The sequence below is a fragment of the Bacillus sp. ms-22 genome, from assembly GCF_009759805.1.
Classification (GTDB): Bacteria; Bacillota; Bacilli; order Bacillales; family Bacillaceae; genus Bacillus; species Bacillus xiamenensis.
This window is the reverse complement of sequence record NZ_CP046653.1, coordinates 2,681,833-2,696,291: the sequence shown is the minus strand read 5'-3', so window position 1 is coordinate 2,696,291 and position 14,459 is coordinate 2,681,833. Positions and strand designations below refer to the sequence as shown.

Annotated in this window: 15 protein-coding genes; 9 read left to right on the top strand and 6 right to left on the bottom strand. The window is 38.8% G+C overall.

Annotated features, from left to right (window positions below; translation table 11 throughout):
- Position 1: 1 nt before the first annotated feature.
- From GPA07_RS14120 to spxA, 4 genes are all read left to right on the top strand, one after another.
- Positions 2-1,081: an ABC transporter ATP-binding protein gene (locus GPA07_RS14120; protein ID WP_007499018.1), complete on the top strand. Its 1,080-nt coding sequence runs from the start codon at positions 2-4 to the stop codon at positions 1,079-1,081.
- 1 nt (position 1,082) lies between these two features.
- The gene (locus GPA07_RS14115) at positions 1,083-2,000 is read left to right on the top strand and encodes an ABC transporter ATP-binding protein (RefSeq protein WP_157292847.1); all 918 of its coding nucleotides are present in this window, start codon (positions 1,083-1,085) and stop codon (positions 1,998-2,000) included.
- A gap of 531 nt (positions 2,001-2,531) precedes the next feature.
- The gene (locus GPA07_RS14110; RefSeq protein WP_157292846.1) at positions 2,532-3,110 is read left to right on the top strand and encodes a GNAT family N-acetyltransferase; all 579 of its coding nucleotides are present in this window, start codon (positions 2,532-2,534) and stop codon (positions 3,108-3,110) included.
- Between the two features lie 193 nt (positions 3,111-3,303).
- Positions 3,304-3,699, top strand: coding sequence for a transcriptional regulator SpxA (spxA, locus tag GPA07_RS14105; protein WP_003211421.1), 396 nt, complete (start codon positions 3,304-3,306; stop codon positions 3,697-3,699).
- 40 nt (positions 3,700-3,739) lie between these two features.
- Here the strand turns inward: spxA and GPA07_RS14100 are convergent, their stop codons facing one another.
- The gene (locus tag GPA07_RS14100) at positions 3,740-4,405 is read right to left on the bottom strand and encodes a TerC family protein (protein WP_008355318.1); all 666 of its coding nucleotides are present in this window, start codon (positions 4,403-4,405) and stop codon (positions 3,740-3,742) included.
- A 264-nt stretch (positions 4,406-4,669) separates the two neighbouring features.
- Between GPA07_RS14100 and mecA the strand changes: the two genes are divergently transcribed.
- From mecA to pepF, 4 genes are all read left to right on the top strand, one after another.
- Positions 4,670-5,335, top strand: coding sequence for an adaptor protein MecA (gene mecA / locus GPA07_RS14095; RefSeq protein ID WP_071167779.1), 666 nt, complete (start codon positions 4,670-4,672; stop codon positions 5,333-5,335).
- An 85-nt stretch (positions 5,336-5,420) separates the two neighbouring features.
- Positions 5,421-6,941: a cardiolipin synthase gene (gene cls, locus GPA07_RS14090; RefSeq protein ID WP_008355322.1), complete on the top strand. Its 1,521-nt coding sequence runs from the start codon at positions 5,421-5,423 to the stop codon at positions 6,939-6,941.
- A gap of 171 nt (positions 6,942-7,112) precedes the next feature.
- Positions 7,113-8,276, top strand: coding sequence for a competence protein CoiA (locus GPA07_RS14085; protein WP_157292845.1), 1,164 nt, complete (start codon positions 7,113-7,115; stop codon positions 8,274-8,276).
- 214 nt (positions 8,277-8,490) lie between these two features.
- Positions 8,491-10,317, top strand: coding sequence for an oligoendopeptidase F (pepF, locus tag GPA07_RS14080; protein ID WP_332835457.1), 1,827 nt, complete (start codon positions 8,491-8,493; stop codon positions 10,315-10,317).
- Positions 10,318-10,427: 110 nt separating this feature from the next.
- Here pepF and GPA07_RS18685 read toward each other — a convergent pair whose 3' ends face one another.
- The 5 genes from GPA07_RS18685 to GPA07_RS14060 all read right to left on the bottom strand — a co-directional run bounded on the left by GPA07_RS18685 (position 10,428) and on the right by GPA07_RS14060 (position 13,848).
- Positions 10,428-10,601: a hypothetical protein gene (locus GPA07_RS18685; RefSeq protein ID WP_008355329.1), complete on the bottom strand. Its 174-nt coding sequence runs from the start codon at positions 10,599-10,601 to the stop codon at positions 10,428-10,430.
- A 296-nt stretch (positions 10,602-10,897) separates the two neighbouring features.
- Positions 10,898-11,809 (bottom strand): ClpXP adapter SpxH family protein, encoded by a 912-nt coding sequence (locus GPA07_RS14075; RefSeq protein WP_008355332.1) that lies wholly within the window; start codon positions 11,807-11,809, stop codon positions 10,898-10,900.
- A complete protein-coding gene (locus GPA07_RS14070; RefSeq protein ID WP_157292844.1) occupies positions 11,806-12,204 on the bottom strand; it encodes a globin domain-containing protein in 399 nt (132 codons plus the stop codon). The genes GPA07_RS14075 and GPA07_RS14070 overlap by 4 nt, the downstream gene beginning before the upstream one ends.
- A gap of 277 nt (positions 12,205-12,481) precedes the next feature.
- Positions 12,482-13,246 (bottom strand): lytic transglycosylase domain-containing protein, encoded by a 765-nt coding sequence (locus tag GPA07_RS14065; protein WP_157292843.1) that lies wholly within the window; start codon positions 13,244-13,246, stop codon positions 12,482-12,484.
- 23 nt (positions 13,247-13,269) lie between these two features.
- On the bottom strand, positions 13,270-13,848 hold the full coding sequence (locus GPA07_RS14060; protein WP_157292842.1) for a CYTH domain-containing protein: 579 nt from the start codon (positions 13,846-13,848) through the stop codon (positions 13,270-13,272).
- Positions 13,849-14,066: 218 nt separating this feature from the next.
- Here GPA07_RS14060 and GPA07_RS14055 point away from each other — a divergent pair, with 218 nt between their 5' ends.
- On the top strand, positions 14,067-14,432 hold the full coding sequence (locus GPA07_RS14055) for a UPF0738 family protein (protein WP_157292841.1): 366 nt from the start codon (positions 14,067-14,069) through the stop codon (positions 14,430-14,432).
- Positions 14,433-14,459 lie beyond the last annotated feature (27 nt).

Here is a 14,459-nt window from a genome sequence, read left to right as displayed (position 1 = left end):
GATGGAACGTGAACGTATTCTAGAGGTGAAAGACCTTGCAATCTCATTTAAAACATATGGTGGAGAGGTTCAAGCCATTCGTGGTGTGAACTTCCACTTAAATAAAGGCGAAACACTTGCTATTGTAGGTGAATCTGGTTCTGGTAAAAGTGTAACATCACAGGCGATTATGAGATTAATTCCGATGCCGCCAGGATATTTCAAACGTGGAGAAATCTTGTTTGATGGGCAGGATATTGTCAAGAAAACCGAAAAACAAATGCAAACCATTCGAGGAAAAGACATCTCAATGATCTTCCAAGATCCGATGACTTCTTTGAACCCAACCATGAAGGTCGGGAAACAAATTACAGAAGTGCTTTTCAAGCATGAACAAATCTCAAAAGAAGCGGCTGAAAAAAGAGCGATCGAACTTTTAGAACTTGTTGGGATTCCAATGCCTGAAAAAAGAATCAAACAATACCCGCATGAATTTAGTGGCGGAATGAGACAAAGGGTTGTTATCGCGATGGCACTAGCGGCAGATCCAAAGCTGTTAATTGCTGATGAGCCAACGACTGCACTTGATGTAACCATTCAGGCGCAAATCTTAGAATTAATGAAAGAAATTCAGCAAAAAGTCGAAACATCCATTATCTTTATTACCCACGATTTAGGTGTTGTGGCCAATGTGGCTGATCGTGTAGCCGTTATGTATGCAGGACAGATTGTGGAGACAGGGACTGTTGATGAAATTTTCTACAATCCAAAGCATCCGTATACATGGGGACTTTTAGCATCTATGCCAAGCCTAGACACAGATGGAGGAGCTGAAGGGAAATTAACAGCGATCCCAGGAACACCACCAGATTTAACAAACCCGCCGAAAGGAGATGCATTTGCACTCCGGAGCGATTATGCAATGAAAATTGACTTTGAACAAGAACCGCCAATGTTCAAAGTATCAGATACGCATTATGTGAAATCATGGCTACTTCATCCGAATGCCCCTAAAGTTGAACCGCCTGCTTCTGTAAAGGCGAGAATGCGTGAACTAGAAGGTAGCTACGAAAAACCTGTATTAGTAAAAGAGGGTGAATAGCATGGCAGAAAAACTGTTAGAAATTAAAAATTTAAAGCAGCATTTCCATACAGCAAGAGGAACTGTAAAAGCAGTTGATGGTGTCTCATTCGATATTTACAAAGGTGAAACACTTGGACTTGTAGGGGAATCTGGATGTGGTAAGTCTACAACCGGCCGTTCGATCATCAGGCTTTATGATGCGACAGATGGCGAAGTTCTCTATAAAGGAGAAAGCGTACACGGAAAGAAATCAAGACAAAAAATGCTTGAGTTTAACCGCCAAATGCAGATGATTTTCCAAGACCCTTATGCCTCACTTAACCCTAGAATGACAGTTCTTGATATCATTGCAGAGGGCATTGACATTCATGGTCTTGCGAAAACAAAACAAGCACGTAAAGAGCGTGTGTATCAATTGCTTGAAACGGTTGGTTTGAACAAAGAGCATGCGAATAGATACCCGCATGAATTTTCAGGTGGTCAAAGACAGCGTATTGGAATTGCTCGTGCATTAGCTGTTGAGCCGGATTTCATCATTGCCGACGAGCCAATCTCTGCACTAGATGTGTCCATCCAAGCGCAGGTCGTCAATTTAATGAAAGAACTGCAAGAAGAAAAGGGCTTAACGTATTTATTCATTGCGCATGACCTTTCCATGGTGAAATACATTAGCGATCGTATCGGTGTGATGTATTTTGGGAAATTGGTTGAGCTGGCACCAGCAAATGAATTATACGAAAACCCACTTCATCCTTATACAAAATCATTACTATCTGCGATTCCGCTTCCAGATCCTGATTATGAGCGTAACCGCAAACGGATTAAATACGATCCATCTGTTCATAAAGGAACAAATATGGAATTTCGTGAAGTCAAGCCAGGTCACTTTGTCAGCTGTACTGAGGAAGAATTCAAAGAGATCAAAGCAAAACAATAAGAACAGAGAAGAAGCACTGCGAGGTCAGTGCTTCTTTTTTTATTTTACAAAAAAATAAGTTGATGGTGATTTTTATGTAGAATGAGTAAATCAGGAGGAAATCAAATGTTGTGATGGAAGACGTTTCGCTATTCATGCTTTCACTTTTTTATCGTCACTATGCTTTTTTTCAATGTCTTTTTTAACAAAACCAAACGGAGGAAAGTGGATGATCGAATTTTTGTGCTCATTTGCATCATTTCGTTTTCGGTTGAATTTGCTGTATATCGGCGCACGAATAAACAGAAGGAAGAAGTCCGGCGTATGAAATACCTTTATTTCATCATGTTTCAAATCGCAATGACACTTCTTTTGTTTGTTTGCTTTCAAATGCTCATGAATCGTTCGATATAAAACTTTTTTTTGTTTTGTTTGAAAAAAAGTGAAACCATCAATGACATTGCTGCGTCTTACTAGTACAGGCGTTTAAATAGCAGGAAATCGGGAATATCTAAGGAAGTGGTTCTTAACTATATGATAAGGAGCGGATCCATGAATTGGTATGAAAAGCTCAGTGAATACTTCCCGATAGAAGAAATGAAGTCAAAAGAGCATATGGAGGCTTTATTAAAGGAAAGAAGTGATATTTATCATAAGGAAGAAGGACCTCATCATGTGATGATGTACGCTGAATTTGATTCTTTCATCTTTATTGATTATTTATTTGTTTCCAAAGATGCAAGGGGTGAAGGCCTCGGCTCAAAGCTCATCCATAAGCTAAAGGAAAAAAAGAAACCGATCTTGCTTGAGGTAGAGCCTGTAGATGATGATGATGCAGATACAGCAAAACGCCTAAAGTTTTACCAAAGAGAGCACTTCAAGCATGCAGAATCAATCGGTTATAAACGAAGGTCACTTGCAACAAATGAAGTGAACCGCATGGAAATTCTTTATTGGTCACCTCTTACAGATAACGAAGAAGAAATGATGGAGGCCATGAGGAAGACGTACGAAAGAATCCATACGTATAAAGATGAAAAATGGTATGGACAATCGTATGAGGATGTTGATGATGTATTGAAGGTCATTGAAAATAGAAAACAAAAAAATATTTTCGATCATCTCGACTAAATGAGAATGTTCAGACATCAAACAGCACCGCAAAATGAATGAAATTGTCTAGTTTTTGTCACAAAAATTGCAAGAAAAACTGTTCACACTTACTTTTTTATAGTATAATCACTATAAAGATTACTTATTTAGAACAATTTTAATTTGAGAATACAGATCAATATTCATTCTACAAATTGAGGAGTGAAGATTCATGGTAACATTATACACATCACCAAGCTGTACATCATGTAGAAAAGCAAGAGCGTGGTTAGAAGAGCACAATATCCCGTATCAAGAGAGAAACATTTTTTCTGAGCCTCTTTCAATCGATGAAATCAAAGAAATTCTTCGAATGACAGAAGACGGTACAGATGAAATTATCTCAACACGTTCGAAAGTATTCCAAAAACTAAATGTCAATGTTGAGACAATGCCGCTTCAACAATTGTATAAACTAATCAATGAGCATCCAGGTCTTTTAAGACGTCCAATTATCTTGGATGAAAAAAGATTGCAAGTTGGATACAACGAAGATGAAATTAGACGCTTCCTTCCAAGAACGGTTCGTACATTCCAACTAAGAGAAGCTCAGCGACTTGCTAACTAATAGACAAAACGAAAAGCTGCCGATCATTTGGCAGCTTTTTTTATTTGTTTTCAGCGGTTTGTTCATAAAAGAGGCTGGCTAAAATGACGGTCGCTACGGTTAAAAAGGGGAGCAAAAATTCAAGTGTTGCATGCTGAGTCATAAATTCATTCAGTTTCACATCACGGACAATCATTTCTCCACCAGTAAAAGCTAACAGGGCGCTGCCTCCATATAAAAGAAACGGACATTTGATTAGTGCTGCATGAATCAGCTTACTTCCCCAAATAATAATGGGTACTGAAATCATTAAGCCAAAAGCGGTGAGCACCATGTTCCCTTTAGCGGCGCCTGCAACAGCAATCACATTATCAAGTGACATAAAAAGATCGGCAATGACAATGGTTTGAACAGCACGCCAAAGGGAGCCGCTGCTTTTAATCCGAATGGATTCTTTCTTTTGTTCAATTAACAAATTGTATCCTATATAAAGGAGAAAGAGACCGCCGATAAATTGCAAATAAGGGATGGTCAATAAATAAACAGCAGCACCAGTCATCGTAATTCTCATCAGCACTGCCAAAAGTGTGCCGATCCATATCGCTTTATTTCGTTTTTCATTTGATAAGCTTCGACTGGCCATCGCAATGATCAGCGCATTATCTCCACCTAATATGAGGTCTATGCCAATAATCATCAGTAAGGATACGATCCACTCTGCTTCCATCCAGTTCACCTCATTTCACTAAAAGAGCTCGTACCACCAATATATGAGGACAATTCAAATATATGTTTCTGCAAGTTTTCTCTGCAAAAAATGCGTTTTTATTTCTTTTATTCATGTTTTATCATAAAATAGACAGTACAAAGCAATACCTCAATTCTTTAAATGGTTAACATGTAGACGGAACGGGTAAAGTGTAGTAAAGTACTATTAATTGGGAGCTTGTATGTCCCTTCAACATCTTATATAGAAGGGAAGGTTGGCAAAATGGAAATCGAAAGAATAAATGAACATACAGTGAAATTTTATATTTCCTATGGTGATATTGAAGATCGCGGTTTTGACCGTGAAGAGATTTGGTATAATCGTGAGCGCAGTGAAGAGCTGTTTTGGGAAGTAATGGACGAAGTGCACGAAGAAGAAGAGTTTGCAGTAGAGGGACCGCTTTGGATTCAAGTACAGGCACTTGATAAAGGTCTTGAAATTGTCGTGACAAAAGCCCAACTTTCTAAAGATGGACAAAAGCTCGAATTGCCGATTCCAGAAGATAAAAAAGATCAAACAGATGAAGAAAGCTTAGACGCACTGCTTGATGATTTTCATAAAGAAGAGCAGGATCAAGAAGAACATAATGAGAAGGATAAAAAACTTCAACTTCAATTCGTGTTGAAAATGGATGACTTTGAAGATTTAATTGCACTTTCTCAATTAAATATGCAGGATTTTACCACAAGTTTATATTCGTTTGAAAACCGTTATTATCTATATGTTGACTTCCACGAGGATTTGTCAGATGAGCAAGTGGAGAATAAGCTTAGCATTCTGCTTGAATATGCTCATGAATCAGTCGTCAGCATCTACAGACTGCAAGAATACGGTCAGCTGATTGTCAAAGAGAATGCGCTTGAAACAATTCAAAAGCACTTCTCGTAACAACAAAAAGTCGATTTCTATAGAGGAATCGACTTTTTTATCTGAATGAATAGGTAAACAAAGTGATCGGCAAGGAGAAAATGAAATGAGAAATGTAGTCAAAGTTCTATTTTTTCTTATCATTACGATAGGTGCTTATTTGATTATCCAAATTTTTGCCGGTGATCTAGCGGTAAGTGTATTAAGTTTCGTCAGTGTTCTATTCACTTTATCGATTATTTTCATCGGATTTGTCATTTTCTTAGAGAACAGGAATCCATCTCAAACGATTACGTGGCTTGTCCTGCTTGGCAGCTTTCCGCTTTTCGGATTTTTATTCTATATCTTCTTTGGACGCAATATTAAAAAGCGCCGCTTGTTTGAAAAGAAAGCGGCATTAGACGAACAGCTTATCCAGGAAGATGAACGTATTCACAGAGAAGCGATTGAAAAAATGACTCATATGGGTGACCATCAGCAGCTCTTATTTAAGCTGGCCCACAGACTTGGACATACCCCTATTACGTATCGTACATCCTCTAAAGTCCTGACCAATGGAGAAGAAACGTTCTCTCATATTTTTGAAGAGATCAAAAAAGCAACTCATCACATTCACCTGGAATATTATATTCTCCGCCATGATGACCTAGGTCAAGAATTAAAGGACATTTTAATCGACAAAGCCAAAAATGGTGTGATTGTCCGCTTTTTATATGACGATGTCGGTAGTTTAAAACTCTCTCGTCAATATATTGCTGACTTAGAAAAAGCGGGCGTTCAGATTGTACCTTTTTTACCGGTAAGACTACCGTTATTAAATAATAAAATCAATTTCCGAAATCACCGGAAAATTGTAGTGATTGATGGAGAAGTAGGCTTTGTTGGCGGGCTTAACATTGGGGACGAATATATGGGCAGAAGCAGACAATATGGATTCTGGCGTGATACCCACCTCATGATTAAAGGGGAGGCCGTTCGCGATTTGCAGCAGATTTTTATGCAAGATTGGTATTATATGACCAATGAAAGATGCTCAGGCGTGGATTATTTTAAAGATTTCAGTCATTTGGAGAGTAGAGCAGAAGGCGTACAAATGATTGCCGGCGGTCCTGATAAACAGTGGGAAGTCATTAAAAATCTCTTTTTCTCCATGATTATCTCTGCCAAAAAGTCAATCTGGATTGCTTCACCTTATTTTGTCCCTGATGATGATATTTTGTCAGCACTAAAAATTGCTGCTTTGAGCGGAGTAGATGTGCGAATTATTGCACCGAAGAATCCAGATAAGCGCATCGTATTCCATGCGTCTCGGTCATATTTCCCTGAACTTCTGGAAGCAGGTGCGAAAATATACGAGTATGATCAAGGCTTCATGCATAGCAAGTTTATTATTGTGGATAGTGAACTAGCGTCAATTGGTACGGCAAACATGGATATGAGAAGTTTTCATCTAAACTTTGAAGTGAATGCATTCCTCTATAAAACAAAAAGTACAGAGAAGCTGGTCAACGACTTCTTAGGTGATTTGGAGCAGTCACATGAAATTGTCCCTGAAGAATTTGCTAAGAGACCTTTGAGGGTGAGGCTGTTTGAATCAACCGCTAGATTATTATCACCACTTTTATAAAAATTGTAAAAATTGTATGATCCCCCTTTCCTAATAGGGGGATTTTTCATTTTCATAAGGAAAAGCTGGTTAATATCAAGTTTTGACATGATAAAATCCCATTTTCGATATTCGCTTTCCTGTAATAGAAAAAGCTATAATACGGTCATCAAATAGCAGGGGGCGAAATAGATGAACGCAGCGATCATGGAAAATGGGAAGCTGATCCGAATTACACATCACCTAACGAAAAGGCGTCTACAGCATGTGAGAGCTACGTGCAAATTTTATTGTCCTGAATGCAGGCAGGAGGTTCAATTAAAGCTTGGTGAACATCGTGTCTATCACTTTGCACATATACAGCTGACAGCGTGTCCTTTAGCTGCTTCAGGCGAAACGGCGTATCATCAGGCGGGGAAGGCTAGGATGAAGGAGTGGCTCATGAAGATTGGACTTGATCCAGTATTAGAGAAGTATGTTTCAGAAGTTCAGCAGCGCCCAGATGTGACCGTAACGGAGGGGGATATAAATTATGCAATGGAATTTCAATGTGCGAATATCTCCCAGCAAGAGCTGCATAAAAGAACAGAAGGTCTAAAGAGAGCAGGGTTATATCCCATATGGATCATAGGGGCGAATCGCTTCAAACGGTTGTCCAGCCAGCTTTTTTCTTTCTCCTCCATACATTGGGGGATTTTAAGGCAATCACAGAAAAATAAATTGATTTTTTACTGTCCGATACAACATAGGTTCATCCATCTTGACCAAATTGTCGTGTTTCAGCCAACGAAGATTTGTGCTGCAATAACCGTTAGACCGGCTTCAGCCTATCGTCACCTTACAGCACTCCTGACCGCATCTTCAAGCAAGGATTTATTACATAACCAATGGCTGAGATGCATTCAGCAGTTTAGGCAGAGACCTCCACGCATTTTATCAAATGAGAGCAAGCGTTTGAGACACATTTTTTATGAGCATCATCAAACAGCATTTCCATTTTTACCGGCGGCATTATTTATTCCTCTGACAGAAGCGTATATCTTTGCAAGTCCCGTTTATGTGTGGCAGGGCTATCTGTATGATTGGATGATTCGAAAAAAAGGAACAGGCCCAGTGACCATTCAACGTCTAATCAAAGAAATCAATCGTTGTGTGCAGACGAAGGAAGTGAAGCTAAGGTATGCCAATGTCACCATAGAAGAAATCAAAGAAGTGATCATCTCATATGTAAATGGACTTGTGAAGCTAGGGTTTTTATACATGACGAAAGAGGGGCATTATCAAGTAACAGCGAATCAAAAGCCTATACGAACAGCAGCTGAAGCGTTAAAACGAGATGCTTTCTTATTTCATTAGCATGTTTCATGTCCACTTTGATCATGATAAGAAAAAGGTGGTGCTGCTATTGAATAGAAAGAAACGATTTTTTCTGATTTTTTTAGTCTGTTTGGTATTTATTTCTGCATATGATTTGACAAATATAGTTCAAAACAAAGAAGATAAATACAACACCAATTTTTTTCACTTTCCGAAAGGTTGGTTCAACACAACTCATGCAAGGGGGATTCATATGACTTCACAAAGCAAAAACAATCACTTACCAGACAGAAGCGAAGTAAAAGAAGAAAACAAATGGCGTCTCGAAGATATTTTTGAAAGCGTCGATTCATGGAACAAGGAATTCGAAGCTGTAAAAAAAGAGATTCCTAAGCTAGCCCAATTTAAAGGCAAGCTGGCCCACTCCGCTGATGTCCTGTATGAAGCCCTGACATTTCAGGATCAACTTTCTGAAAAACTTGGCAAGCTTTATACATATGCGCACATGAAATATGATGAAGATACCACAAATTCATCGTTTCAGGCTTTAAATGATAAAGCGTCCAATTTATTTACACAATTGTCTAGTACATCTGCTTATATTGTGCCAGAGATTTTATCTATTCAAGAAGATAAGCTGCAACAATTTATTTTAGAAAAAGAAGAACTAAAACTTTATTCTCATGCTCTCGAAGAAATCAATAAAGAGCGTCCACATATTTTGAGTGAGGAGCAAGAAGCTTTATTAGCCGAAGCCTCTGAACCATTATCATCATCATCCACTACGTTTAGTATGTTTAATAATGCAGATATTTCGTTCCCTTCTGTTAAGGATGAAAACGGGGAAGAAAAGAAGATTACGCACGGCAACTTCATCACATTTTTAAACAGTGATGATCGAGAAGTGAGAAAGAAAGCCTTTAAAGCTGTTTATAAAACGTATGATCAGTATAAAAACACTCTGGCTTCTACACTTAGCGGCTCGATTAAAAAGGATAATTTTTATGCGAAAGTACGTAATTACAAATCGGCTAGAGAAGCGGCTCTATCACGAAATAGTATTCCTGAGGAAGTGTATGACAATCTAATTGATACAGTTCATCAATATTTACCGTTACTGCACCGCTATATTGAATTGCGTAAAAAGGTATTAAAGCTTGATGAAGTGCACAATTATGACTTGTACACACCGTTAGTAAAAGATGCTGGCATGAAGCTGACTTACGATGAAGCAAAGGATTATATGCTGAAAGGGTTAGCACCATTAGGAGAAGAATATGTTTCAATTTTAAAAGAAGGACTCGACAACCGCTGGGTAGACGTTTATGAGAATAAAGGGAAACGAAGCGGCGCATATTCTTCTGGAAGCTATGGAACAAACCCTTATATCTTAATGAACTGGCAAAATAATATTGATAATTTATTTACATTGGCTCATGAATTTGGTCACTCTGTTCATAGCTACTATACAAGAAAGCATCAGCCATATCCGTACGGAAACTACAGTATTTTTGTAGCTGAAGTGGCTTCTACAACAAATGAAGCGTTACTAGGCGAATACTTGCTCAATAACTTAGAGGATAAAAAGCAACGCTTGTATGTGTTAAATCACTTGTTAGAAGGGTTTAGAGGGACAGTATTCAGACAAACGATGTTTGCTGAGTTTGAGCATCTGATTCATGTGAAAGCGCAAGAAGGGGAAGCATTAACGCCAGAGTTTATGACGAACCTTTATTATGACCTGAATAAGAAGTATTTTGGCGATGGTATGGTTGTGGATAAGGAAATTGGATTAGAATGGACGAGAATCCCTCATTTCTATTACAACTATTATGTGTATCAATATGCGACAGGCTACAGTGCGGCGCAGGCATTAAGCAAGCAAATATTAGAGGAAGGTAAACCTGCGGTGGAGCGTTATACAGACTTCCTGAAAGCAGGCAGCTCCGACTATCCAATCAATGTGCTGAAAAAAGCAGGTGTTGATATGGCATCAAAAGAACCAATTGAGGCAGCATGTCAATTGTTCGAAGAAAAACTAAAAGAAATGGAAGAGCTCATCTCCAAAACTGGTGAGTAACGAGAAGACTTCTGTCAGACGTGTGAGTGCATAGGCTCACCTTTTGGCAGGAGTTTTTTCTTTTCATTAAAAAGTCCCCGCCTGAATTGGCGAGGTTGTACATTCAATGATCAACCTTTAAATCCTTTAAAGGTTTTTCGGTGGTTCATTCGATAAAGTGTAAAGAGAATGGAAGCAAATAAGAGTGGAGACGTCAGATAAAGAGGCAGCATTTTCATTAAGCCTAATAGATTTAAACAAAAACATAAGCCAATGGCAACAAGTCCAATGGTTGTGCTGCGCATGTAGATCCCTCCATTTTTTCGTTACTTTCACTATATGAAAGAGACTGTCCTCTTATGTTTTGTGACAAAAATATGAACATATAGCATATCGGTTGTCATAAGTCGACAAAATTTGATATACTACAGATGTGAAATTAATCACATACAAACATTACCCCTTTGTTTGACCGTGAAAAATTTCTCCCATCCCCTTTGTTGTCGTTAAGACATAGTGAAACCGCGCTTATCCCGGCGCGGTTTCTTCGTACGTAAAAACAGAACAAATGTTCTTTTTAGAGATAAAGAAAAAACATGGGTCAGCACCCATGTTCATTCTCACAGCGGTAAACATCAAAATCTGATTGGTTTTCTCCTTCTTTATAACGCCAAAACATTTCCTGATGTACTTGTACACGTTCTACCTTTTTAGCAAATGCCAGCTTTTTCATTTCTCGTTCAACTTCTTCAAGCGTGAGGTCATATACAACGGCAATTTCCTTTGCTGATGCAAATTGAAAGTAAGCGATAAACCATTCAATTGGTGGTCGTTCTGAAGGTGTTGGTTTTTCGCCAATCATTTCAAAAAGAATTTCCTCGTATATATCATACGAATATGCACCTGAAATCTTTAATCCTTCATCACCATTTACCGTATTAAAAAAGGCGAAGGTAGGAAGCTCAGATACGTCCATCTCAGCTGCAATTTTCATATCACATTGCAGTGCTTTGACAGCACTTTGAGAATGGATATCCCGCTGGAACTCCTCGATGTCCAGTCCAGCCGTTTTTGCATTTTCCAGCAAGACTTGTTCATTTGTGACATCCTGCTGATGACAAAAAAGCGATTCTTGAATGAGTCGTAAAAATTTCATTCCGCATTTTCTGCCCTGAAGTTCAGCTGCTTTTAATGCAAGAGAGGCGAGATAAGGTGACGTCACAATTTGTTCAGACAGCATTTGTTCTTTTTTGGTCTGAGTTTTCGTGGCAAATTTCCCCCATGCTTCTGTCAGTAAATGTTTTTTTCTTTTCCGATTCAAGGCATTAATACTAGAACTTGTGACCGTTCGTAAAGTGAAAAAACGGCCATACTTCATTTTTAACTTTTTGATTGATGGCTCTAATAACCAGCAGTCTGGGCTGAGAGGATCAATGAATACATAGATTTCAATCGGTTTTTGAGGATGTCCGTGACAATGTGAGAAATATTGATCGTGCGGATTGCAGCTCAAGATCGTCCATCCTTTTCAGGTGTTTGGTTGACCATATGACGAGCCGTCAAAGAAAGCCGCTCAAATAAAAAGTCACGAATATCGCCGGTTAGTCCTACTTGATCCATTGCATCCTCCATGCATTCAAGCCATGCGTCAGCCCGCTCCTCAGTAATCGGAAAAGGGAGATGTCTCGCCCGTAGCATTGGTTGACCATGCTCCTCCGTATAAAGCGGTGGTCCGCCTAAATATTGAGTTAAGAACTGTTTTTGTTTTCTTGCTGTTTCTTTTAAGTCATCCGGGAAAATAGGATGAAGCAAAGGATGACACTTTACATTTTCATAAAAAGTATCAACAAGTTGCGATAGAAGTTCTTCTCCAACCGCTTCGTAAGGTGCGTTAAACGATTGTACCATGTTGACTACTCCTTTAACTCGTAGCTAATAGGATGGATGACCCTATTGCGAATTTCATTTATTTCAAAAGTGATATTCAGTTTGTTCTATTTTGTTGTTTCTATTCTTGTATATTTATTTTAACAACCTCTACTCAATTCCACAAACAAACCGCTTTGGTCCTTTGGGAATAGTGAGAGGGACAGGTTCCGTGTTCAATTGACCATATCATAACACATTCGGTCAAAAAAGGGTGAAAAGCGACATACAAAAAACCGAAGAGGTTATTCTCTTCGGTTTAAGCGTAATATTGAGCTGTGATTTTCTTTACATAATTCTGTGTTTCTTTAAATGGAGGGATGCCTCCGTATTTATCTACATTTCCTGAGCCTGCGTTATAAGCGGCTAAGGCGAGTGAGACATTTCCGTTATATTTTTGAAGCATTTGTTTTAAATACTTCGTTCCGCCTTCAATATTTTGGGCCGCATCTAAGGCGTTGTTTACGCCAAGTGATTTAGCAGTAGACGGCATCAGCTGCATCAGTCCAAGTGCACCTGCATGGCTGACAGCATTCGTGCGATAGCCGGATTCTTGCTTGATCACCGCGTGAATCAGCTTCTCCGGCACGCCGTGTTTTTGAGCCATTTGTGACACGATCTGATTAATCTCTTTTGATGAAGAGCCTGAAACAGCTTCTTGAAGCGGCGACGTATAGCTGTTATTTATGACGTTTCCAATACCATTTGCTGTACTCAATTGAGCGTCACTTGCATATAGAGACTGAGCTTGCAGCTGTTCACTGCCTTCCATGGCCGCTAGATATGGGTTTGTGCGTGCATATTGCGTGCTCGGAGTCGTTGATGTGTCCGTACCCATGAGAGCAGAAATGGAGAGTGGAAGACGAGATAATTCTGATCCGCCTAAAAAATCTTGCAACAGTGACTGGAATGAAGCCTCAGCGCTTGATTCTTGCCCGGTCTGCTGTTGGGTTTGTCCACTATCCGATTGTAACGTTTTGAGTGCTTGCAGCTGCATAAAGGATTGAAGTTGATTGACGTTCATCATGTTCCTCCTTCAAGGAATTTTCATCTATTCTGTGATTTCATTTTCTCTTCATAAAAACGAACGACTTTGTTTTTCGTGTGTCGTACAGGGATCTGAAATTGATGGAGCAACGCTGTGAATGCGGCTTGTCCAATGTCTAAATCGCTCACTTCAAATTCAAGTTCATAGTCCTCTACTGTTAAATATCGGCTGTGATCCAAAACAATTAAGCCCTCTTTGATCATTTTTTCTGCTCTTGACGTTTCAAGTGCACCAAAATACACGATTTGATCCTTTTGAATGTGAAGGTGTTCTAATCTGTCTGCCACTTCACCTTCTGGTAGGTGAACATGTTCAAGACTAGCGGGAGGTGCAATCGTTTGGTGGGTTTCTAAAAGACCGTTTTCATGCGGTTCCTTTAATGTGAGGACCCACTGCCCGCCTTTTTCTCTCATTCGTAAAGCAGCGAATTTTGATTTTATATCAAATTGAGGTGTATCAAAATAATAGTTGGTTTGAGTGTGAAAATCCTCGTTCTTCAATTGAAAATATTGTTTTAGCTGTTCAAATTCTTCTTTCGTTAATAGTTGCTTGAGTTCTATTTCAATTTCCTGTGCCATTTAGATATCAACCTTTCATTTAGAGGAAATATGATTATTGTACATGAAAAGCTTGTTTTTTTCTTATTTATTCCTTAAAAAGGAGTTAATATGGATGCTGAATGAGGCAAAATGATCAATGAAAAGGAGAAAAACGGTTTTTCTCAAAAAGTTCGGTTTATCAATATTGAACTTGATATGATAAAATAAAGCTGTACTTTGTTGTAAAGGAGATCATGATGCAAAACAGAATTGAAATCACAGAAGCAACTTTAAAAGAAGACAGGCTGATCTTGACGGTTCAGTCAGATGAGCAAATTCAAAAAGCAAAAGCATCAGGGCAAATGCTTGTTGATTCTGATCACTTTGCGTTTGTTTACATACTTGAGACAGAGGAGTCTTTTACGTATCTTATCTTAGGAGAACATACATGGGCTCTATTAAAAGAAGCAATGAATCGTGATATCCCTGTCTATTTGACGGCGGAAGAACAATCGCTGGAGCTCATTCAACTTCATCAAGAATTAAACTATTTAATCGACAATATTAAAGACAATGCCAATTACGGAGATATGGAAGAGAAAGTGAAGAGCACATTCCTCTGAAATAATTAGGTATTTGGAATTGGGGGA

Coding starts and splice junctions, on each gene's coding strand:
- mecA (WP_071167779.1), top strand. CDS start 4,670: ATGGAAATCGAAAGAATAAATGAACATACAGTGAAATTTTATATTTCC.
- GPA07_RS14070 (WP_157292844.1), bottom strand. CDS start 12,204: ATGGTACAATCGTTTAACGCACCTTACGAAGCGGTTGGAGAAGAACTT.
- spxA (WP_003211421.1), top strand. CDS start 3,304: ATGGTAACATTATACACATCACCAAGCTGTACATCATGTAGAAAAGCA.
- GPA07_RS14110 (WP_157292846.1), top strand. CDS start 2,532: ATGAATTGGTATGAAAAGCTCAGTGAATACTTCCCGATAGAAGAAATG.
- GPA07_RS14085 (WP_157292845.1), top strand. CDS start 7,113: ATGAACGCAGCGATCATGGAAAATGGGAAGCTGATCCGAATTACACAT.
- GPA07_RS14060 (WP_157292842.1), bottom strand. CDS start 13,848: ATGGCACAGGAAATTGAAATAGAACTCAAGCAACTATTAACGAAAGAA.
- GPA07_RS14115 (WP_157292847.1), top strand. CDS start 1,083: ATGGCAGAAAAACTGTTAGAAATTAAAAATTTAAAGCAGCATTTCCAT.
- GPA07_RS18685 (WP_008355329.1), bottom strand. CDS start 10,601: ATGCGCAGCACAACCATTGGACTTGTTGCCATTGGCTTATGTTTTTGT.
- GPA07_RS14100 (WP_008355318.1), bottom strand. CDS start 4,405: ATGGAAGCAGAGTGGATCGTATCCTTACTGATGATTATTGGCATAGAC.
- GPA07_RS14120 (WP_007499018.1), top strand. CDS start 2: ATGGAACGTGAACGTATTCTAGAGGTGAAAGACCTTGCAATCTCATTT.
- pepF (WP_332835457.1), top strand. CDS start 8,491: ATGACTTCACAAAGCAAAAACAATCACTTACCAGACAGAAGCGAAGTA.
- GPA07_RS14055 (WP_157292841.1), top strand. CDS start 14,067: ATGCAAAACAGAATTGAAATCACAGAAGCAACTTTAAAAGAAGACAGG.
- GPA07_RS14065 (WP_157292843.1), bottom strand. CDS start 13,246: ATGAACGTCAATCAACTTCAATCCTTTATGCAGCTGCAAGCACTCAAA.
- cls (WP_008355322.1), top strand. CDS start 5,421: ATGAGAAATGTAGTCAAAGTTCTATTTTTTCTTATCATTACGATAGGT.